Source organism: Williamsia muralis NBRC 105860 (genome assembly GCF_001598915.1).
GTDB classification, from domain to species: Bacteria; Actinomycetota; Actinomycetes; order Mycobacteriales; family Mycobacteriaceae; genus Williamsia; species Williamsia muralis.
In genome coordinates, this window is the sequence record NZ_BDAP01000006.1 from 267,704 (window position 1) to 285,517 (window position 17,814).

Below are 17,814 nucleotides of genomic sequence, written 5' to 3' on the forward strand. Positions count from 1 at the left end.
GGGCCGATGACCGAGACCGACAAGCACGGCTCCACGCCATCATCGAATCCCTACACGGCTCCGCCTGCCGCCGGCACAGGCGGTCAGGCACCTCGACTCGCGCCCCGGCCCAACGATCATCCTCCTGTTCCCGAGCGAACGGCCGCCGTCTTCGGTAGGCCCGAGGGGGTCACAGGGGCCTTCGCTGCCCCGGAGTATGCCCGGAGTCGTCCCCAGCAGCCCGTGGTCGCCAACCCGGACCCGGTGTTGCGCGAGGCCTTTTCTCGACCTGAGGGTGCCGGCACCCTGCAACGCGACCCTGATTCCCGCTTCGGGGAATCAGAGGAACCCGAGTCCACACGTGACCCCTGGCGGGACCCGGACGCTCCGGCGCAACTGAGTTCGCCTGCTGTGGACACCCCGCCGCCTGCCGAACCCACGGTGCCCGGACGCAAACTCGGTGTCCGCGAAGTACTCTTCGACCGCAAGGTCAGCTGGCGGGCCCTGACCGTGCTGGCCGTGATCGCGCTGGTGGTCGGGGTGATCGGTGGTGTGGTCGGCCGGGTCACCGCGGAGGTCACCGAACCCCTTCATTCGAATACCGTCAGCCTCTCGGGCAGCGATGACGACAACGAAGACGAACCACGTAGTCAGGTCGCCCGCGTCGCCGAAGCAGTGGAAAAAGCGGTGGTGATGGTCGATGTCCGGTTGCCGAACGGCGGGGGAACCGGATCCGGTGTGGTGATCGACAAGGCCGGCTACATCGTCACGAACAACCACGTGATCTCCATGGCGGCGAATGACCGCAGCGCGAAGCTAGAGGTGGTGTTCTCCGACCGCACCCGCGTTCCCGCCCGCATCGTGGGCCGCGACATCCGCACCGACCTCGCCGTGCTCAAGGTCGACGGGGTCGACAACTTGACGGTTGCCAAATTGGGCGACTCGGACAAACTCCAGATCGGCGAAGAGGTGGTGGCGTTCGGCGCGCCGCTGGGACTCGATCGCACGGTCACCAGCGGGATCATCAGTGCCACCAACCGGGCTGTACCGCTGCGGCCCGACGAGACGTCCGACACCGACGCGGTCATCGATGCCATCCAGACCGATGCCGCGATCAACCCGGGTAACTCGGGCGGGCCCTTGGTCGACGACCAGGGCCGGGTGATCGGCATCAACACGGCCGGCCTGGCTCCGGGCGGCGGATCCATCGGTCTGGGCTTCGCCATTCCGGTCAACGAGTTCCTCCCCGTCGCGCAGTCCCTGATCAAGGACGGCCGAGTGGTGCACGCGCAGATCGGTGTCAACGCCAGTTCGGTTCGTAATGACAGGGTGCTCGGAGCGCAGGTGCGCAACGTCGTGGAGGCATCACCTGCCGCGGCGGCCGGTATCCGCGAGGGCGACGTCATCACCAAGTTCGGCGATCGTGTCATCGAGGATGCCGATGAGCTGACCGTGGCCGTCCGTACGTCGAAGATCGGCACGCCGGTGCCGTTCCAGTACTGGCGCGACGGACGCACCTTCGACGGCACCATCACACCCGCCGCGGACTAGACCCAGCTGTGCTGCCGACCGCCCACAGTGACTTGGCAGCCCGTTCGATTCGACAGAGCCGCCGAGGCCAGTAACCTGGAACGGTGTTCAGCAGTGTTGGTTGGGGTGAGATCGCGATCTTGATGATCGCCGGCTTGGTGATCCTCGGGCCCGAGCGTCTCCCGGGTGCGGTGACCTGGGCGATGAAGTCGGTGCGCCAGGTTCGTGACTACGCCACCGGGGCCACCGCGCAGCTCAAGGAAGACCTCGGCCCCGAGTTCGACGATCTGCGCAAACCACTGTCCGACCTGAACGAGCTGCGCGGTATGACCCCTCGATCGGTGATCACCAAGCACCTCCTCGATGGCGATGATTCCTTCTTCACCGGAAAGTTCGATTCCGGCGACGCCAAGATCAAACCGGTCTCCCAGCCACTGCCGACCACGGACGAGAACTCACAGGTGATCTCGCTGAACAAGGCAGGTATCGAGCCGTCGAAGCCCGAGGCTCTGGGCGCAGGCACCTCCACGACGTCCCCCGTGGCCGCCGATGCCGACAACGTCGCGCCGGCGCCCTCAGGCGTCGAGCGCTGGGACGCCACCTGAGTCAGCTCATTCCAGGTCAGGTGCGCAGGCGCCGGTACGACCGCGCCGACAGAGCGATGAACACCGCACTGATCAGCAGTGGCCAACCCACAGCGAGGGGGATGGCCCACTCGGTCAACGGCCCCTCGGTGAGTCCGGTCGGATTCCCGCACAGATCGCGAACAGCGGTGGCGGTGGCGGAGATCGGGTTCCACGCCGCGATCGCTCCCAGCCAGCCCGGCATCGTCTCCGCGGACACCACCGCGGTCGACAAGAATCCCACCGGCCAGACCAGAACCTGAACGGCAGACGTCGCAGCGCTGCCGTGAAAGGTGAGGCCGAGGAAGATGCCCACCCACAGCAGCGCGAAACGCAGGAGCAACAGCAATGCGACGGCGGCCAGGGCAGAACCGACTTCGGCACCGATTGTCCACCCGATGAGCAGACCTCCGACGATCAGGACAGCAAGCTCGACGACCGAGTTGATCATGTCGGCGCCGACGCGCCCGAGTGAGACCGCGGATCTGCTGATCGGCATCGATCGGAACCTGTCCGTGATCCCCTTCCGGGCATCCGCGGACATGGCCGAGGTGGTGGACTCGACACCGAACATCATCGTCATGGTCAGCATGCCGGGCAGCAGGAAGTCGATGTAGTCACCGCGGTCGGACCCGCCGGTCCCCGGGATCTCGATTGCGCCGCCGAACAGGAACCCGAAGATCAGCAACAGCATGATCGAGAACATCAGGCCGAAGATCGGGGTCCACGGATCTTTCACCCAGTGGGCGAGGTTTCGTCGGGTGATGACCCAGGCGTGCGTGAACAGTGCCGGCGTGGTGGCGATGGGCTGCGTCGATGTCATTTGTCGCCTCCGGTGAGATCCGTTGCTTCCGTGGGCCTTTGGGGTGGTTCCGTAGCGCTGTGGTTTCCCTCTTCTGTGCCGCTGCCGCTGCCGCTGCCGCTGCCGGTGAGGTGCAGGAACACCTCGTCGAGTGTGGGTCGGCGCAGTGTCAGGTCGATGGGTGTGATGCTCGCGGCCTCGAGCGCATGCACCACCGTGGCCAAACCGATGACCGCGGAGTCGATTTCGAACGTCGCCGAGTGTGTGTACGCGTCAACCGAGGTCGCGGGGCTTCCGACGGCGTCGGCCAGGCTGGAGGTGAGCCGGTCGAGCGAATCGTCGGCTGTCACGGTCACGGTCACCCGATCGCCGCCGATGCGGCGCTTGAGTTCGTCAGGTGAGCCCTCGGCGATCACACGCCCGTGATTCATCACCGAGATACGGGCGGCCAATTGGTCGGCCTCGTCGAGATACTGAGTGGTGAGCAGCACCGTGGTCCCTGCTGCGGCGACCTCACGGACGGTGCGCCACACGTCATTTCGCCCGCGAGGGTCCAGGCCGGTGGTCGGTTCGTCGAGGAACAGGACGGCAGGCGTCAGGACCAGTCCTGCCGCGATGTCGAGGCGTCGCCGCATCCCGCCGGAGTAGCTGGACACCGACCGTCCTGCGGCATCGGTCAGGCCGAAGCTTTCGAGCAACTCGTCGGCCCGCGCGCTCGCCCTGTTCTTGGTGAGCCCGAAGAGGCGGCCGAACATCACCAGGTTCTGGCGTCCGGTGAGCAGTTCGTCGACGGCCGCGTTCTGCCCGACCAAGCCGATCGCGCGTCTGACCGACCCGGCCCCGCCGCCGACGTCGTGGCCGGCCACCGTGGCGACTCCGGCGTCCAGGTCGATGAGGGTGGCCAGGGCCCGCGCGGCCGTGCTCTTGCCGGCCCCGTTGGGACCGAGCAGGCCGTGGATGGTGCCGGCTTCCACGGTGAGGTCGAAGCCGTCGAGGGCGCGGGTGTTGCCGTAGCGCTTGTGGAGGCCGATCGCTGAAATTGAAGGAGGTGACGTCATCGGATCCTTACTTCGTATGGTGTACGAGGTTGAGTGCGAAAGTTCACCGTACACCACACGGGGATAGTGTGGGCGGATGGAAGACGCAGCCGAACAACCACCGAACGTCGACCGGACCCTGACTCTGCTGTGGCGGTCGAAGGTGGGGGAGCCGCAGGGGACGCGCGGCCCTCGGCAAAGGGTCAGTGTCGACGAGGTGGTCGCCGCCGGGATCGCGACTGCGGACGAGGAAGGGTTGGCCGCGTTCTCCATGCGCAAGGTGGCCGAACGCGTCGGCCTCGGCGTGATGTCGGTGTACACGTACGTGCCGGGCAAGTCCGAGCTCATCGGGTTAATGGTGGACGAGGTGGCCGGAGAGGTCGACTATCCGCCGCACCGCGGTGACCTGCGCGAACGGATGACCGCCATCGCACGGCAGCTATGGGACGAGTATCACCGGCACCCGTGGTTGCTGCACGTGCAGAAGAGCCGCCCCTGGATCGGACCCCACGCATCGGCGCGGTACGAATGGCAGCTCGCGGCCATCGAAGGGATCGGTCTGGACGATCTGGAGATGGATGCCACGCTCGCGGTCATCGCAGGCTTCACCGAGAGCGCTGCCCGCTCGTCGATCGAAGCTGCCCGGGCGCGTACCGAGTCCGGGATGTCAGACGAACAGTGGTGGGAGATCAACGCGCCCGTGCTCGCCCGATTGATGGACGGAGACGACTATCCGGTGTCCGGCCGGGTCGGTACGGCAGTGGGTGCGGAATACCAGTCCATCGGTAGTCCGGAGCGGTCGTTCGAGTTCGGGCTCGCTCGGATCATCGACGGCGTCGAGGCGTTGCTGGATCGCTGAAACCCCGGGCTGAGTGCGTCAGTTGCGCCGAGTGGTGTCGATCCCGAGGTTCATCCCGGCCAGTCCCCGCTTGCGGATGGCCAGGCGATCGGCCACTTGACGCAGTGCTGCGCCGGCGGCGGAATCAGGTGACGAGAGGACCAACGGAACTCCCGCGTCTCCGCCCTCGCGCAGAGCCGGGTCGAGCGGGATCTGGCCGAGGAGGGGTACCTCCGCGCCGACGGCGATGGTCAGACGCTCGGACACCCGGGCTCCACCACCGGAACCGAAGGGCTCGATCCGGCTTCCGTCGGGGAGTTCCATCCACGACATGTTCTCCACGACACCCATGATCTTCTGGCGGGTCTGCAATGCGATGGCGCCGGCGCGTTCTGCCACCTCGGCTGCGGCCTGCTGCGGCGTGGTGACCACCAGGATCTCGGCGCCGGGGATGAGCTGCGCCACCGAGATTGCCACATCGCCGGTGCCGGGCGGCAGGTCGAGGAGGAGGATGTCCAGATCGCCCCAGAAGACGTCGGCGAGGAACTGTTGCAGAGCACGGTGCAGCATCGGTCCGCGCCAGACGACGGGGGTGTTGCCACTGGTGAACTGGGCGATCGAGATGAACTTCACGCCATGACTCATCGGCGGCATGATCATCTTCTCGACCTGGGTGGGTTTTGCGTCGTTGCCGAGCATCCGTGGCACCGAGTGGCCGTAGATGTCTGCGTCGAGCACGCCCACCTTGAGGCCCCGATCAGCAAGTGCGGCAGCAAGATTCACCGTGACGCTGGACTTGCCGACACCACCTTTGCCCGAGGCGACCGCGTAGACCCGGGTGAGTGAGCTCGGCTGGGCGAAGGGGATGACGGGTTCGGCGCGATCACCGCGCAAACTCTTGCGGAGTTCGGTGCGTTGCTCGTCGTTCATCACATCGAGCTCCACCGACACCGATCCGACCCCCGGCACGTCGGCCGCCGCCGCGGTGACCCGTTCGGTGATCTCGGTGCGCAGCGGGCAACCCGAGGTGGTGAGGTAGATACCGATACCCACACTGGAGTCGTCGGCGACGGTGATGGATTTGACCATGCCGAGTTCGGTGATCGGTTTACCGATCTCGGGGTCGTTCACCTTGGCCAGCGCGGCGCGAATCGATGATTCGGTCGGCAACGTTGCTTGTGTCATCAGCCCCGAGTTTACGCGCGCATCAACCTCCCGCCCCCACGGGCTGCCACTGCGAGCGCGGGCGTGCTATCTCGCCGGCGGCGGTGGTGGCGGGAGCGTGGGCAGCACGATCGTCGGCAGGCAGATGATCGGGCACGGTGTGGGCGTGGTGGTGGAGGGTTTGGACGACGACGGGCTCTCACTCGGCGGAGCACTGCTGCTCGGCGAGGTGGACGACGACGTGCTCGGTGGGGTCGACGAACCCGACGTCGGCGCGGGCAGGGGACCGGTGTCGGTGGGGGTGACGCCCGTTGCGTAACCGGCCGCCCACGCCAGCACGTTGGCCGCGTACTCGGCGGAGTGGTTGTAGCGCATGACCGCGCTGACCTTGGTCTTCTCGGCCATGATGTCGGTGACTCCGGCACAGAGGTAACGGCCTGCGGAGTAGGTGGCGTCGAAGATGTTGTTCGGGTCGGACTTGCCGTCACCGTTCGCGTCGCTGCCCCACGACGCCCAGGTCGAAGGGATGAACTGCATCGGTCCCATGGCCCGGTCGTGGCCGGCGTCGCCGTCGAGACGTCCTCCGTCGGAGTCGACGATCACCTCGTTACCGGCGAGGGTGCCGTTCAGGATGGGACCTGCGATGGGGGTCACCGTGGTTCCGGAGCTGTCGACATTGCCGTTACCGGCATGCCCCGACTCGATACGGCCGATGCCTGCGAGCAGGAACCAAGGCAGTTTGCACTGGGGCGACTCTGCGCCGACCCGCTGTTCGGCCAGCTTGTAGGCCTGCAACACGATGCCGGGGATACCCAGAGGTCCGTCGGGAAGTGCTGCCGCCCTCATCCGGGGGACTGCCAACGGATCCGGCATCGCGGGAAGCGCCGGGCTGACCGCCGGGGGACGGAACTCGAGTTCGGGCCGGGCCGGGATGGGAAGGATCTCCGGGGCGGCCGCCGCGACCGTCTGATCCGCCGACACGACGGTGAGGGTGGGCGCGGGTCCGATGTGCGCGCTCGACGAGACCGCGGCCATCAATCCCACTCCGATGACAGCACACCCGGTGAGCAGCTGAACGCGTCCCCACCGCACGGAGGAGAGGTCGAAAGCATGCTTCGACGGCTCTGTTTCCTGGCTCCCGCCCTTGCCCAAACGACCCCAGCGCACTTTCGGCACTCCTGTTGACTCCCCGACCCCGAACATCACGAACTGATTGTGACCCACGATACATATTCGTTATCGATGCCCGCGGGCGAACCATACTTATTGACCGGATCGGCGTGCGTTCGCCGGCGGGCTCGGCGTGGTCGGGAGGGGTCGGGGAGGGTCGACCGTCAGACGAGTGGACCCGGCAGGGGAACGGGGTCAGTTCCCGTCGTCGCGCTTCTTGTCTCCGCGTTTGCGGTCGTCGCCCTTCTTGGGCTCGTCACGTTTGCGCTGGTCGCCGAGGATCCGCTCGGTGAGTTCGGTCAGCAGGTCGTCGAGCTCGCGGCGCAGGTAGTCGCGGGAGACGGTGTCGCCGACGGCCAGGCGTACCGCGGCCAGCTCCCGCGCCAGGAACTCGGTGTCCGCCTTGGTCTGTTCGGCCCGCATCCGGTCCTCTTCGAGTGAGACCTTGTCCCGGTTCTCCTGCCGATTCTGGGCCAGCAGGATCAGCGGCGCGGCGTAGGCCGCCTGGGTCGAGAACGCCAGGTTGAGCAGGATGAACGGGTAGGGATCCCACTGCAGGCTGATCACGGCGAGGTTGAGGAAGATCCACACGATCACCAGGGCGGTCTGGATGGCGAGGTACCGGCCGGTGCCGAGGAAGCGGGCGATGCGTTCGCTGTAGACACCGACAAGGTCGCTGTCGAGGTTCAGTTTCGGCATCCACCGGCGGGTTTCGGTGGGGGTGTCGAGACGGCGGGCCGACCGCGACGACTGGCGCTCGGCCCGGCCCGACGCAGCGCGGTCGCGGTCCATGGGCCCCGTCATCGTGGCCCCTCCGTGGTCAGCTCGTCCTCACCCTCGGTTTCTCGCCAGTCCTCGGGCAGCAGGTGGTCGAGGAGGTCGTCGACCGTCACCGCGCCAAGCAGATGACCGTCGTCGTCGATGACCGGACCGCACACGAGGTTGTAGGTGGCGAAATACCGGGTCACTTTCTCGAGAGAGTCCTCGGAGCCCAGATGCGGCAATCTGTCGTCGATGATGCCGCCGACGAGGTTGGCCGGCGGTTCGCGAAGCAGGGCCTGGATGTGCACGCAGCCGAGGTACTTTCCTGTCGGGGTGGCGGTTGGTGGTCGCACCACGAAGGTGAGCGACGCCGACGCCGGGGTGAGATCTGGATTGCGTGCCCGGGCCAGGGCTTCGGCGATGGTGGTGGAGGCGGTGACCACCAACGGCTCGGTGGTCATCAGACCACCTGCGGTGTCCGGTGAATGCAACATGAGTCGACGAACCGGCTCGGATTCCTGGGGATCCATCAACTGCAACAGCGCCTCGGCCTCGGAATCCGGGAGTTCACCGAGCAGGTCGGCGGCATCGTCGGGGTCCATCGCCTCGAGTACGTCCGCGGCCCGTTCGACCTCCATGTGCCCGAGCAGGTCCGTCTGGTCGTCGGTGGGCAACTCCTGCACCACGTCGGCCAGCCGTTCGTCATCGAAGGCCGACGCGATCTCCTGGCGGCGTTTCGACGGCAGTTCCCGGAGTGCGTGGGCGACGTCCGCAGCCCGCATGCCGTCGAACTGAGACAGGATCTGGGTGACGCCCTGACCGGGCAGCGACAGCGCGCTCTGGGTGAGTCCGAGTACGTGATTCCATTCCACGACATGGGTTTCCCCGCGTCGACCGAGCCGCGACCGTGCACCGCGAACGGCGACCCGGGAGATCACCCAGTCGCGGGTGCGGCGACGTTCGATCGCCAGGTCGACCACCGTGAGGTCATGACCACGAAGGTGCTCGAGATCCGGATCATCCACTTGCACACGCGATTCCACGATCTGACCGAGAACCAGCGCCTCGCCGGGACGCAGGATGAGGCGTCGCAGACTGACCGTTCCGGTGTTGAGCGTCACAGATGTCGGCTCGATTGCCGTGACGCGCAACATCGGAACGAAGATGCGCCGACGGGTGGTCAGTTCCACCGCCAAGCCCAGAACCCGGGGTTGGCCGGTTCCGAATCGGATCGACACCACCACATCTCGGACACGGCCGATGGATTCACCATCGGGGCCGAGTACCGCCAGACCGGCCAGCCTGGCCACGAACGCCTTGCTCACCGCTGCCATGGCTGTAAGGGTAGTGGTCGCGAGCCCCGGTCGACGACAAAGGAGTCCCATGCCAGCCTCTGACACCGCGATCCGACGGTCGGTGCTGGCCGTACCCGCCAGCAGTCCGAAGATGCTGACCAAGGCGCGGGGGCTGCCCGCAGACGAGGTCTTCCTCGATCTGGAGGACGCGGTGGCGCCCTCGGTGAAAGAGGCCGCACGCGCGTCGGTCATCGCGGCGCTGGGCGCGGCGGACTGGTCCGGGCAACAGCGGGTGGTCCGGGTCAACGACTGGACCACACCGTGGACCGTCGACGACGTGGTCACCGTGGTCAAGGGCGCCGGCGCTCACCTCGACTCCATCCTGCTGCCGAAGGTCACCTCGGCTGCGCAGGTCACCGCACTCGACCTGATGCTGGGCCAACTCGAGTCGGGTTGTGGTCTGTCGGCGGGGAAGATCGGGATCCAGGCCCAGATCGAGAACGCCGCCGGATTGACATGCATCAACGAGATCGCTTCGGCCAGTCCGCGGTTGCGCTCGTTGGTCCTGGGACCCGCCGACATGATGGCCAGTCTCGGTATGCGGTCGCTGGCCGTCGGTGAACAGCCCCAGGGCTATCTGAAAGGCGATGCGCATCACCACGTGTTGATGACCATCCTCGTCGCCGCTCGCACTCACGGTCTGCAGGCGATCGACGGTCCCTACCTGAAAATCGATGACGCAGCGGGTTTTAGGACAGTCGCCGAGTCCTCGGCGGCGCTCGGCTACGACGGCAAGTGGGTGGTGCACCCGAGCCAGATCCATGTCGCAAACGAGGTGTTTCGGCCGCGGCAGGCCGACTACGACGACGCCGAGGAATTGCTCGACGCCTATGCACACGCGGCGACCGCCGAAGGTGGCGAACGCGGCGCCGTCCGGTTCCGCGGTGAGATGATCGATGAGGCGAGCCGGAAGATGGCCGAGGTGATTGCCGGCAAGGGCCGCGCGGCGGGCATGTCCCGTTCACCGTCGCCTGTGGACGTCTGACGGCCGCGAATCGAATCGAGCGTTCGAACAAGGAGTGAAGACATGAGCAATCCGATGAAACCCGCGCCGGGGCCCGGCCTGCCCACGCCGCCCAAGGGCTGGCCGATCGGGTCGTACACCACCTATGCCGAGGCGCAGCGTGCCGTCGACTACCTCTCGGACGAGAACTTCGCCGTGCAGGACGTCACCATCGTGGGTGTGGACCTGATGCAGGTCGAGCGTGTGCTCGGCCGATTGACATGGGGGAAGGTGATCGGCGGAGGTGTGGTGTCCGGCGCCTGGCTGGGACTGTTCTTCGGGCTGCTCGTCGGCATCGTGGTGGACACCAATCCATTGGTGCCGCTGCTCTTCGGGCTCGTCGGCGGCATCGTCTTCGGCGTGGTGTCCACCTCTATTCCCTATGCGGCCACGCGCGGACAGCGTGACTTCTCCTCGACGATGCAGCTGGTCGCCGGACGGTACGACGTGTTGTGTGATCCGCGCAGTGCCGAACGCGCCCGCGACATGTTGAGTCGCCTGCAGCCGTAGCTGCCCGCCCGGCGCAGGTCAGGGCCTTTCTGCAGTCAACGATTTGGTCTCGAGTTGGCACGATCATGCCGATTGTGTTGCGTGTCACTATTTAACGCCTATAACGTACGTCGCAGGCAATCAATGGTGTGCGCCGAGATCCCTGCGCGCACCGGCGACTCATCGAGGAGGCTGCGTGCAGTGCAACGGTGATCCACCCGCGGTGGACGACAAATCCGCAAGAGCCAAGACAATCGGTGGGCCCAAGAAGGTCGCCGCCTGGAAGAAGCTCGGAATATCTTGTGCTGCAGTGGCTGTGGCACTGCCGGTGCTCAGCGCGTGCAGTTCGGGTTCCACGCCGGGCACGCTCAACGTGTACGCACCCGCCGACGGCGCATCGTTCATCAAGCAGGCCGCCGAGACCTGCGCAGCGAATTCCAAAGGCGAATACAAGATCAACACGTTCGCGTTGCCCAAGGCAGCCGACGATCAGCGTCTGCAATTGGCACGACGGCTCGCGGGCAACGACCACGGCCTCGACCTGATGGGTATGGACGTGGTGTGGACCGCCGAGTTCGCCGACGCGGGCTGGATCGAGCCGGTTCCTGACGAGTTGGCCGCACGCATCAAGGCCGACACCCTCGGTGGGCCATACGAAACCGCTGTCTGGAAGACCGACGACGACGAGGCCAAACGCCTCTACGCCATTCCCACGTGGACCAACACCCAGCTCCTCTGGTACCGACCCGATGTGCTGCAGCAGTTCCTCAACAAGGACACGCCGCCGGTCACGTGGGACGAGATGCTTGCGGACAACGAGATCATCCGCAAGGCCGGTGGACCGAGCTACATCATGGTCCAGGGCAAGCAATACGAGGGTTTGATGGTCTGGTTCAACTCGGTGCTCTCCAGTGCCGGGGGCCAGGTCGTCGACCCGAATGATCCGAACAAGCAGACGCTCAACGACACCCCGGAACATCGCGCGGCGACGGTGAAGGCACTGCAGACCCTCAAGTCGGTCGCGACAGCGCCCGGCGCCGACCCGTCCATCACCAACAGCGATGAGTCCTCGGCCCGCCTGGGTATGGAATCGGGCAAGGCGACCTTCGAGGTCAACTGGCCGTTCGTGTTTCCCTCGATGCGGTCCAACGCCGGAGCCGGTGATGTGGCGTTCCTGCCCGAGGTGAAGCAGGAGTTCGGCCCCTTGTTCGCCGATCCGGACAACCCGCCGCCGGACAACGAACTCGCACCTGTGAACGACGTGGTGCGCACCAAGTTCGACTTCGCCAGGTACCCGGGTGTCCTTCCGGAGGTTCCCTCCAAGGTGACCCTCGGCGGCGTGAACATCGCGGTCGCCGACACCTCGGAGCAGAAGGATCTCGCGTTCAAGGCTGCCGAGTGCATGACCAACGAGGAGTCGCAGAAGCTGTACTCCATCAGTGGTGGTACCCCGCCCACGTTGGCGGCGATCTACGACGACCCGGACTTCCAGGCCGCGTACCCGATGGGGCAACAGATCAAGACGCAGCTCGAGAGCGAGAACGCCGCGTTGCGGCCGGCATCGCCCGTCTATCAAGCAATTTCGACGTTGCTGGTGGCCAAGCTCAGCCCGGTCGGCGCCTGGGATCCGGAGACCCTGGTCGACCAGCTCGCCGATCAGGTCGACAAAGCCATCAAGGGTGAGGGGCTGATCCCATGACCGCGACCATCGACACGCAGAACGCGCCGCAGAGCACCGGTAAGAAGAAGCCGGCGCTCAGCGAGGGAAAGCGCGCCGAACGCCGGCTGGGGTTGCTGCTGATCGCACCCGCCGTGGTCCTGATGATCCTGGTGACCGGATACCCGATCGTGTACGCGTTCTGGCTGAGTCTGCAGAAGGCAAGCCTCTCGGCACCCGGGCAGGACGAGTTCGTCGGGTTCTCGAACTACGCGACCGTGCTGAGCGACAGTTACTGGTGGACGGCCTTCAGCGTCACGATGGGCATCACCGTGGTCTCGGTGGTGATCGAGCTGGTGCTGGGCATGGCCATCGCGCTGGTGATGCACCGAACCCTGTTCGGCAAGGGCGCGATTCGCACCTTGGTGCTGATCCCTTACGGCATCGTCACCGTGGTCGCCGCGTTCTCGTGGTACTACGCGTGGACGCCGGACACCGGCTACCTGGCCAATCTGCTGCCCGACGGCACAGCGCCTTTGACGGAGCAGTGGCCCTCGTTGGCGGTGATCGTGTTGGCCGAGGTCTGGAAGACCACGCCGTTCATGGCGCTACTCCTCCTGGCCGGCCTGGCGCTGGTGCCCGACGACCTGCTCAAGGCCGCACAGATGGACGGCGCCGGAGCGTGGACACGCCTGACGAAGATCATCCTGCCGCTGATGAAGCCGGCGATCCTCGTCGCACTCCTGTTCCGCACCCTGGACGCGTTCCGGGTGTTCGACAACATCTACATCCTCACCCGAGGTAGCAACAACACCTATTCGGTGTCGATGTTGGGCTACGACAACCTCTTCAAGGCATTCAACCTAGGAGTTGGATCAGCGATCAGTGTGCTCATCTTCCTGTGCGTGGCGATCATCGCCTTCGTCTTCATCAAGCTGTTCGGTGCTTCGGCGCCCGGCTCCGACGCAGAAGGACGGTGACTGAGCCATGAACACTGTGATGGGCCGACGTGTCGGCTGGACCGTCATCAACCTGCTGGTTGTCCTCTACGCACTGATCCCGGTGCTGTGGATCATCAGCTTGTCGTTCAAGCCACCCGGCTCTGTCAAGGACGGCAAGTTCATCCCGACTTCCTGGACCTGGGAGAACTACACCAGCATCTTCGACACCAGTGCGTTCACCTCGGCGCTGATCAACTCGATCGGAATCGGGCTGATCACCACGGTGATCGCGGTGACCCTGGGCACGATGGCCGCCTACGCTGTTGCGCGGCTTGACTTCCCGGGCAAGAAGGCGCTGATCGGCGCAGCCCTGCTGATCGCCATGTTCCCGCAGATCTCGCTGGTGACACCGTTGTTCAACATCGAGCGGCGTCTCGGGCTCTTCGACACCTGGGCCGGCCTGATCATCCCGTACATCACCTTCGCGCTGCCGCTGGCGATCTACACGTTGTCCGCGTTCTTCCGTGAGATCCCTTGGGAGCTGGAGAAAGCCGCGAAGATGGACGGCGCCACCCCGGCTCAGGCCTTCCGCAAGGTGATTGCGCCACTGGCCGCACCGGGCATCGTGACCGCTGCCATCCTCGTGTTCATCTTCGCCTGGAACGACCTGTTGCTAGCGATCTCGCTGACATCGACGGAGCGTTCGATCACTGCCCCGGTGGCGATTGCGAACTTCACCGGCAGCAGCCAGTTCGAAGAACCCACGGGATCCATCGCGGCTGCGGCCGTGGTCATCACGATCCCGATCATCATCTTTGTCCTCTTGTTCCAACGTCGTATCGTTGCCGGTTTGACCTCCGGCGCCGTGAAGGGATAGCCAATGGCCGAAATCGTGCTGGACAAGGTGAGCAAGAAGTACCCGGACGGTTCTGTGGCCGTCAACGACGTCGACATCACCATCGCCGACGGCGAGTTCATCATCCTGGTGGGCCCGTCGGGTTGTGGAAAGTCCACCACCCTCAACATGATCGCCGGTCTGGAGGACATCTCCTCCGGTGAACTCCGCATCGCGGGAGAACGGGTCAACGAGAAGGCACCGAAGGACCGCGACATCGCGATGGTGTTCCAGTCTTACGCGCTGTACCCGCACATGACGGTGCGTGACAACATCGCGTTCCCGCTGACCCTGGCGAAGATGCCCAAGGCCGAGATCTCGCAGAAGGTCGACGAGGCAGCGCGCATCCTCGACCTCGGTCAGTACCTCGACCGCAAGCCGGCCAACCTCTCCGGTGGTCAACGGCAGCGGGTGGCCATGGGCCGCGCGATCGTGCGCTCTCCCAAGGCGTTCCTGATGGACGAGCCGCTGTCGAACCTCGATGCGAAGCTGCGTGTGCAGACCCGTACCGAGATCGCCCAGCTGCAGCAGCGTCTCGGCACCACCACGGTCTACGTCACCCACGACCAGACCGAGGCCATGACCCTCGGCGACCGGGTTGTGGTCCTGCGCGCCGGCCTGGTGCAGCAGATCGGTTCTCCGCAGGAGCTCTACAACCGGCCGTCGAACCTGTTCGTCGCCGGGTTCATCGGCTCGCCGGCCATGAACTTCCTGCCCGGACGCCTCACCCAGAACGGCATCGAAACCGCGATCGGTGAGGTGGCGGTCAGCGATATGCGGCGAGTGGTGGAGAACGCCAAACATGCTCGCAGCAATGGCGAGGTACTCATCGGCATCCGGCCGGAGCACTTCGAAGATGCTCGTCTGGTCGACCCACTGGCGCGGTCCAAGGGAGCCACCTTCACCGTGCAGATCAGCGTGCTCGAGTCGATGGGCTCGGACAACTACGCGCACTTCACCGTCGAGGGCGGGCAGTCGTCCGCCAAGGCGCTTGCGGACATCGCGGCGGATGCCGGTGCGCAGATGGGTAGTGGCCAACTGATCGCCCGCCTCTCACCGGAATCCAACATCGGCAAGGGGCAGCAGGCAGAGCTCTTCTACGACACCTCCAAGGTGTCGGTGTTCGATCAGGCGAGCGGTCACAACCTCAGCCTGTAGTAGTACCGATCGACAGTCGAGCCCGGCGGGTCATCCCGCCGGGCTCGCTGCGTTGTAGATGCGTGTAGATGCGTTGTGGACAGGGCGCGTGGGCAACGCGTGCGATCAGGTCGACTTACGCCTGCGACGGGAATGTTCACGCAGCTCGTCGATGATCGCTTCGTCCCAGATGTGCTTGCGTACCAAGCGGTATCGTTCCGAGGCCAGCCACAGATAGAGCTCGGCGTCGCTCGTCACCTCGGGAAGTATCTCGGCGCGCCGAGCCATCCGCACCACCGGCAGGAACTCCTCGCCGAACCACCGACGGGCGACCTCCACCCGGCTCAGGAACGTGCCGATCTCCTGGCTGAGCCGAAACCCCCAGGCCTCCACGTTCTCGGCGCACTCGGCGTAGTCGAAGGGGTCCTCGAACGAAATGGCCTCGCGTTGCTTGCCTTCCAGCGGGACCCGGGACAAGAACAGACGCCGATGGTCCTTGAGGACAAGATCGGATCGAGCGGTGATGCCCTCGGGGGAGATGCGGGTGTGGATCACGGTCACGTATGCGTCGATGGTCGTGAAATGGCGGGAGATCGCGATCGAGACGCGGTGGTGCCCGTCGATGACGAAGTGCATGTCGCCGATGCGGTAGAGCTGCACCGGCGGTACGGATTCACCGCGCCGCTGGGCGGTGGCAAGGCGCTGCCAACGCTCGCGTACGCGGGCCGACGTGGGCCGGAAGTAGCGGTCGAAGTCGCGGGTGCGGTCCACGCTGCCGACGATCGTGGAGACCTCGACAACGGTGAGCCCGAGGAACGTCTCGCCCGTCTTACCCAGGGCCGCAACGACTTCGTCGAACGGCAAGACCGTGTTGACGTCTGCGGGTTGGCGGGTGAGCCAGGCCGACAGACGCGCCAGCTCGGCTCGTCTGCGTTGCCTGCTGAAGTCGTTCTCGGCGTCGGCGCTGGGAAAACCGGTGTCACGCGCCATGGCGTCTCCGGTGTATCCGGATCCCGGTTCCGCCGGGCTCGATGTCGAACAGGCAGTAGCCGACGGTGTTCAGCGAGAGTGTGCTGCGGCGCAGGGTCTTGCCCGGGATCGTCTTGAGCAGGATGGTGTGATCCATCGGGGTCTGGCCGTGGGGATGGATGTGGCCATGGAGCAGGAGCTGTGGACGCAACCGGTAGACCAGCGGGAGGAAACAGCGGAACCCGCGATGCGGGCCGTCTTCGGCGTCCCCGATGCCGCGCGCCGGACTGTGCGTGAGCAGGATGTCGACAGCCGACTTCCCGGGCATCATCCGATACGCGAAGCGGCGCAAGGCCAGTCGATTGGCCCGTTGACGCTGGGCCGCCTCCCGGTACTGATTGGGGCCGTCGTTGTAGCGGATACAGCCACCCAGTCCGGCAATGCGCACACCGGCCACCGTGACGATGCGGCCGTCGGCGTTCACCGCGCCCTCGGGCCCCGGATCGCGGACCGGCAACCCGGCCTCGGTCCAGCCCGCCCTGGTCTTCTTGAAGCCGGACAGGTCCCGGTCGTGGTTGCCGGGTACAAACACGCACGGAACACCGAAATGGGCCATGAGCTTCTCGAGATAATCGAAGGGCAGGTCACCGGCAGCGACGATCAGGTCGGGCGCCAACTCCTCGGCAACCCCGTAGTAGAGGCTGTCGACGACCTCGTCCGATACCGAAAGCACACGCACCACGCCTTCGACCCTAGACGCGGCCGGGTGATGACGCGCCGAAGACCGCGATTACGGGTCAGATGAGGGGGATTACCCTGAGCGTGTGAGCGAGTCGGAGTCGTCGGTGATCGATCGGGTGGCGGCGCACCTGCGTGAGATGTTCGACGACGTCGAACCCCAGCGGGCGTCGGTCACCTTCCTCGGGCTCGAATCGATTGACGTCCTTCGTTTTTCGATCGTGCCGGACAGCGTGGCGTACGTGTCGCTCGGCTGCAGCCGGCATCCGATGGGGGAACCGGACCAGCTGATCGTCGACCCGACGGCGGGGCCCCGGGCGGAGGTATTGGTCCGGATGCGTCTGTCCGATGCCTCAGCGCGGTCCACACAGCTGCGCGGGCTGCACCGCACGGTCGCGATGCTGGCCGCGGCGCCGGCGGTAGAAGGGTTGGTCTTGACCGCCGATGCGCTGATCGATCTCGGCGAACCCCTCTGGGAAGGGGCGACCTTCACAGCCGTCGTACTCGAGGACGACAAGATCGCGCCGTGCGAGATACCCGGTGACCTCGAAGACGTGCATTTCTTCCGGGCGATCCCCGTCACGGCAAACGAGGCGGCGTGGGTCCGGCTCAAAGGTGTGGACGCACTCCGCGCAGCGTGGACCGAAGCGGGGATCGACGTGAACGACCCCGTCAGGGCAGGCGCCACCATCGGTTGACCGTCGGCCGCGGGCCCGGGCGCATGG

General features: G+C 65.7%; 18 protein-coding genes. 10 read left to right on the forward strand and 8 right to left on the reverse strand.

Annotated elements, in window-relative coordinates; all coding sequences use genetic code 11:
* Positions 1-6 precede the first annotated feature (6 nt).
* Together WIMU1_RS21350 and tatB are read left to right on the forward strand one after the other, a co-directional pair.
* On the forward strand, positions 7-1,530 hold the full coding sequence (locus WIMU1_RS21350) for a S1C family serine protease (protein WP_062800176.1): 1,524 nt from the start codon (positions 7-9) through the stop codon (positions 1,528-1,530).
* 83 nt (positions 1,531-1,613) lie between these two features.
* Positions 1,614-2,114: a Sec-independent protein translocase protein TatB gene (gene tatB / locus WIMU1_RS21355; protein ID WP_062800178.1), complete on the forward strand. Its 501-nt coding sequence runs from the start codon at positions 1,614-1,616 to the stop codon at positions 2,112-2,114.
* Positions 2,115-2,130: 16 nt separating this feature from the next.
* Here tatB and WIMU1_RS21360 read toward each other — a convergent pair whose 3' ends face one another.
* Positions 2,131-2,955 (reverse strand): ABC transporter permease, encoded by an 825-nt coding sequence (locus tag WIMU1_RS21360; protein WP_062800180.1) that lies wholly within the window; start codon positions 2,953-2,955, stop codon positions 2,131-2,133.
* Positions 2,952-3,992, reverse strand: a complete 1,041-nt coding sequence (locus WIMU1_RS21365; protein WP_084248455.1) for an ATP-binding cassette domain-containing protein — start codon at positions 3,990-3,992, stop codon at positions 2,952-2,954. Before WIMU1_RS21365 ends, WIMU1_RS21360 begins: the two co-directional genes overlap by 4 nt.
* A gap of 76 nt (positions 3,993-4,068) precedes the next feature.
* Between WIMU1_RS21365 and WIMU1_RS21370 the strand changes: the two genes are divergently transcribed.
* Positions 4,069-4,830 (forward strand): TetR/AcrR family transcriptional regulator, encoded by a 762-nt coding sequence (locus tag WIMU1_RS21370; protein ID WP_062800181.1) that lies wholly within the window; start codon positions 4,069-4,071, stop codon positions 4,828-4,830.
* Between the two features lie 18 nt (positions 4,831-4,848).
* On the opposite strand, the gene WIMU1_RS21375 is transcribed toward WIMU1_RS21370, so the two are convergent.
* The 4 genes from WIMU1_RS21375 to WIMU1_RS21390 form a co-directional block, all read right to left on the reverse strand.
* The gene (locus tag WIMU1_RS21375; protein WP_023957786.1) at positions 4,849-5,994 is read right to left on the reverse strand and encodes an Mrp/NBP35 family ATP-binding protein; all 1,146 of its coding nucleotides are present in this window, start codon (positions 5,992-5,994) and stop codon (positions 4,849-4,851) included.
* Between the two features lie 66 nt (positions 5,995-6,060).
* Positions 6,061-7,197 (reverse strand): lytic transglycosylase domain-containing protein, encoded by a 1,137-nt coding sequence (locus tag WIMU1_RS21380; RefSeq protein WP_245969056.1) that lies wholly within the window; start codon positions 7,195-7,197, stop codon positions 6,061-6,063.
* A 141-nt stretch (positions 7,198-7,338) separates the two neighbouring features.
* Positions 7,339-7,935, reverse strand: coding sequence for a DUF1003 domain-containing protein (locus tag WIMU1_RS21385; protein ID WP_023957790.1), 597 nt, complete (start codon positions 7,933-7,935; stop codon positions 7,339-7,341).
* A gap of 8 nt (positions 7,936-7,943) precedes the next feature.
* Positions 7,944-9,239 carry a magnesium transporter MgtE N-terminal domain-containing protein gene (locus WIMU1_RS21390; RefSeq protein WP_030174183.1) on the reverse strand — a complete coding sequence of 432 codons (1,296 nt, stop codon included), beginning with the start codon at positions 9,237-9,239 and terminating at the stop codon, positions 7,944-7,946.
* Between the two features lie 49 nt (positions 9,240-9,288).
* On the opposite strand from WIMU1_RS21390, the gene WIMU1_RS21395 reads away from it, so the two are divergent.
* The 6 genes from WIMU1_RS21395 to WIMU1_RS21420 all read left to right on the forward strand — a co-directional run bounded on the left by WIMU1_RS21395 (position 9,289) and on the right by WIMU1_RS21420 (position 15,403).
* Positions 9,289-10,245, forward strand: a complete 957-nt coding sequence (locus tag WIMU1_RS21395; RefSeq protein ID WP_062800183.1) for an HpcH/HpaI aldolase/citrate lyase family protein — start codon at positions 9,289-9,291, stop codon at positions 10,243-10,245.
* 42 nt (positions 10,246-10,287) lie between these two features.
* Complete coding sequence (locus WIMU1_RS21400) at positions 10,288-10,773, forward strand: YflT domain-containing protein (RefSeq protein WP_023957794.1); 486 nt, start codon at positions 10,288-10,290, stop codon at positions 10,771-10,773.
* Between the two features lie 232 nt (positions 10,774-11,005).
* Complete coding sequence (locus tag WIMU1_RS21405) at positions 11,006-12,451, forward strand: extracellular solute-binding protein (RefSeq protein WP_370623704.1); 1,446 nt, start codon at positions 11,006-11,008, stop codon at positions 12,449-12,451.
* On the forward strand, positions 12,448-13,389 hold the full coding sequence (locus WIMU1_RS21410) for a carbohydrate ABC transporter permease (RefSeq protein WP_062800185.1): 942 nt from the start codon (positions 12,448-12,450) through the stop codon (positions 13,387-13,389). Before WIMU1_RS21405 ends, WIMU1_RS21410 begins: the two co-directional genes overlap by 4 nt.
* Before the next feature lie 7 nt (positions 13,390-13,396).
* The gene (locus WIMU1_RS21415) at positions 13,397-14,227 is read left to right on the forward strand and encodes a carbohydrate ABC transporter permease (RefSeq protein ID WP_023957800.1); all 831 of its coding nucleotides are present in this window, start codon (positions 13,397-13,399) and stop codon (positions 14,225-14,227) included.
* A gap of 3 nt (positions 14,228-14,230) precedes the next feature.
* Positions 14,231-15,403 (forward strand): ABC transporter ATP-binding protein, encoded by a 1,173-nt coding sequence (locus WIMU1_RS21420; RefSeq protein ID WP_062800187.1) that lies wholly within the window; start codon positions 14,231-14,233, stop codon positions 15,401-15,403.
* Positions 15,404-15,508: 105 nt separating this feature from the next.
* On the opposite strand, the gene WIMU1_RS21425 is transcribed toward WIMU1_RS21420, so the two are convergent.
* Both WIMU1_RS21425 and WIMU1_RS21430 read right to left on the reverse strand, forming a co-directional pair.
* A complete protein-coding gene (locus tag WIMU1_RS21425) occupies positions 15,509-16,372 on the reverse strand; it encodes a hypothetical protein (RefSeq protein WP_062800188.1) in 864 nt (287 codons plus the stop codon).
* Positions 16,362-17,093, reverse strand: a complete 732-nt coding sequence (locus WIMU1_RS21430) for a metallophosphoesterase family protein (RefSeq protein WP_062800190.1) — start codon at positions 17,091-17,093, stop codon at positions 16,362-16,364. Before WIMU1_RS21430 ends, WIMU1_RS21425 begins: the two co-directional genes overlap by 11 nt.
* Before the next feature lie 136 nt (positions 17,094-17,229).
* Here WIMU1_RS21430 and WIMU1_RS21435 point away from each other — a divergent pair, with 136 nt between their 5' ends.
* Complete coding sequence (locus tag WIMU1_RS21435) at positions 17,230-17,787, forward strand: suppressor of fused domain protein (RefSeq protein ID WP_084248474.1); 558 nt, start codon at positions 17,230-17,232, stop codon at positions 17,785-17,787.
* Positions 17,788-17,814: the final 27 nt, after the last annotated feature.

Bases quoted from the DNA above. Each gene is read 5' to 3' on its own strand.
- WIMU1_RS21350 (WP_062800176.1), top strand. From the start codon at position 7: ATGACCGAGACCGACAAGCACGGCTCCACGCCATCATCGAATCCCTAC.
- WIMU1_RS21360 (WP_062800180.1), bottom strand. From the start codon at position 2,955: ATGACATCGACGCAGCCCATCGCCACCACGCCGGCACTGTTCACGCAC.
- WIMU1_RS21365 (WP_084248455.1), bottom strand. From the start codon at position 3,992: ATGACGTCACCTCCTTCAATTTCAGCGATCGGCCTCCACAAGCGCTAC.
- WIMU1_RS21370 (WP_062800181.1), top strand. From the start codon at position 4,069: ATGGAAGACGCAGCCGAACAACCACCGAACGTCGACCGGACCCTGACT.
- WIMU1_RS21375 (WP_023957786.1), bottom strand. From the start codon at position 5,994: ATGACACAAGCAACGTTGCCGACCGAATCATCGATTCGCGCCGCGCTG.
- WIMU1_RS21385 (WP_023957790.1), bottom strand. From the start codon at position 7,935: ATGGACCGCGACCGCGCTGCGTCGGGCCGGGCCGAGCGCCAGTCGTCG.
- WIMU1_RS21390 (WP_030174183.1), bottom strand. From the start codon at position 9,239: ATGGCAGCGGTGAGCAAGGCGTTCGTGGCCAGGCTGGCCGGTCTGGCG.
- WIMU1_RS21395 (WP_062800183.1), top strand. From the start codon at position 9,289: ATGCCAGCCTCTGACACCGCGATCCGACGGTCGGTGCTGGCCGTACCC.
- WIMU1_RS21400 (WP_023957794.1), top strand. From the start codon at position 10,288: ATGAGCAATCCGATGAAACCCGCGCCGGGGCCCGGCCTGCCCACGCCG.
- WIMU1_RS21410 (WP_062800185.1), top strand. From the start codon at position 12,448: ATGACCGCGACCATCGACACGCAGAACGCGCCGCAGAGCACCGGTAAG.
- WIMU1_RS21415 (WP_023957800.1), top strand. From the start codon at position 13,397: ATGAACACTGTGATGGGCCGACGTGTCGGCTGGACCGTCATCAACCTG.
- WIMU1_RS21420 (WP_062800187.1), top strand. From the start codon at position 14,231: ATGGCCGAAATCGTGCTGGACAAGGTGAGCAAGAAGTACCCGGACGGT.
- WIMU1_RS21425 (WP_062800188.1), bottom strand. From the start codon at position 16,372: ATGGCGCGTGACACCGGTTTTCCCAGCGCCGACGCCGAGAACGACTTC.
- WIMU1_RS21435 (WP_084248474.1), top strand. From the start codon at position 17,230: ATGTTCGACGACGTCGAACCCCAGCGGGCGTCGGTCACCTTCCTCGGG.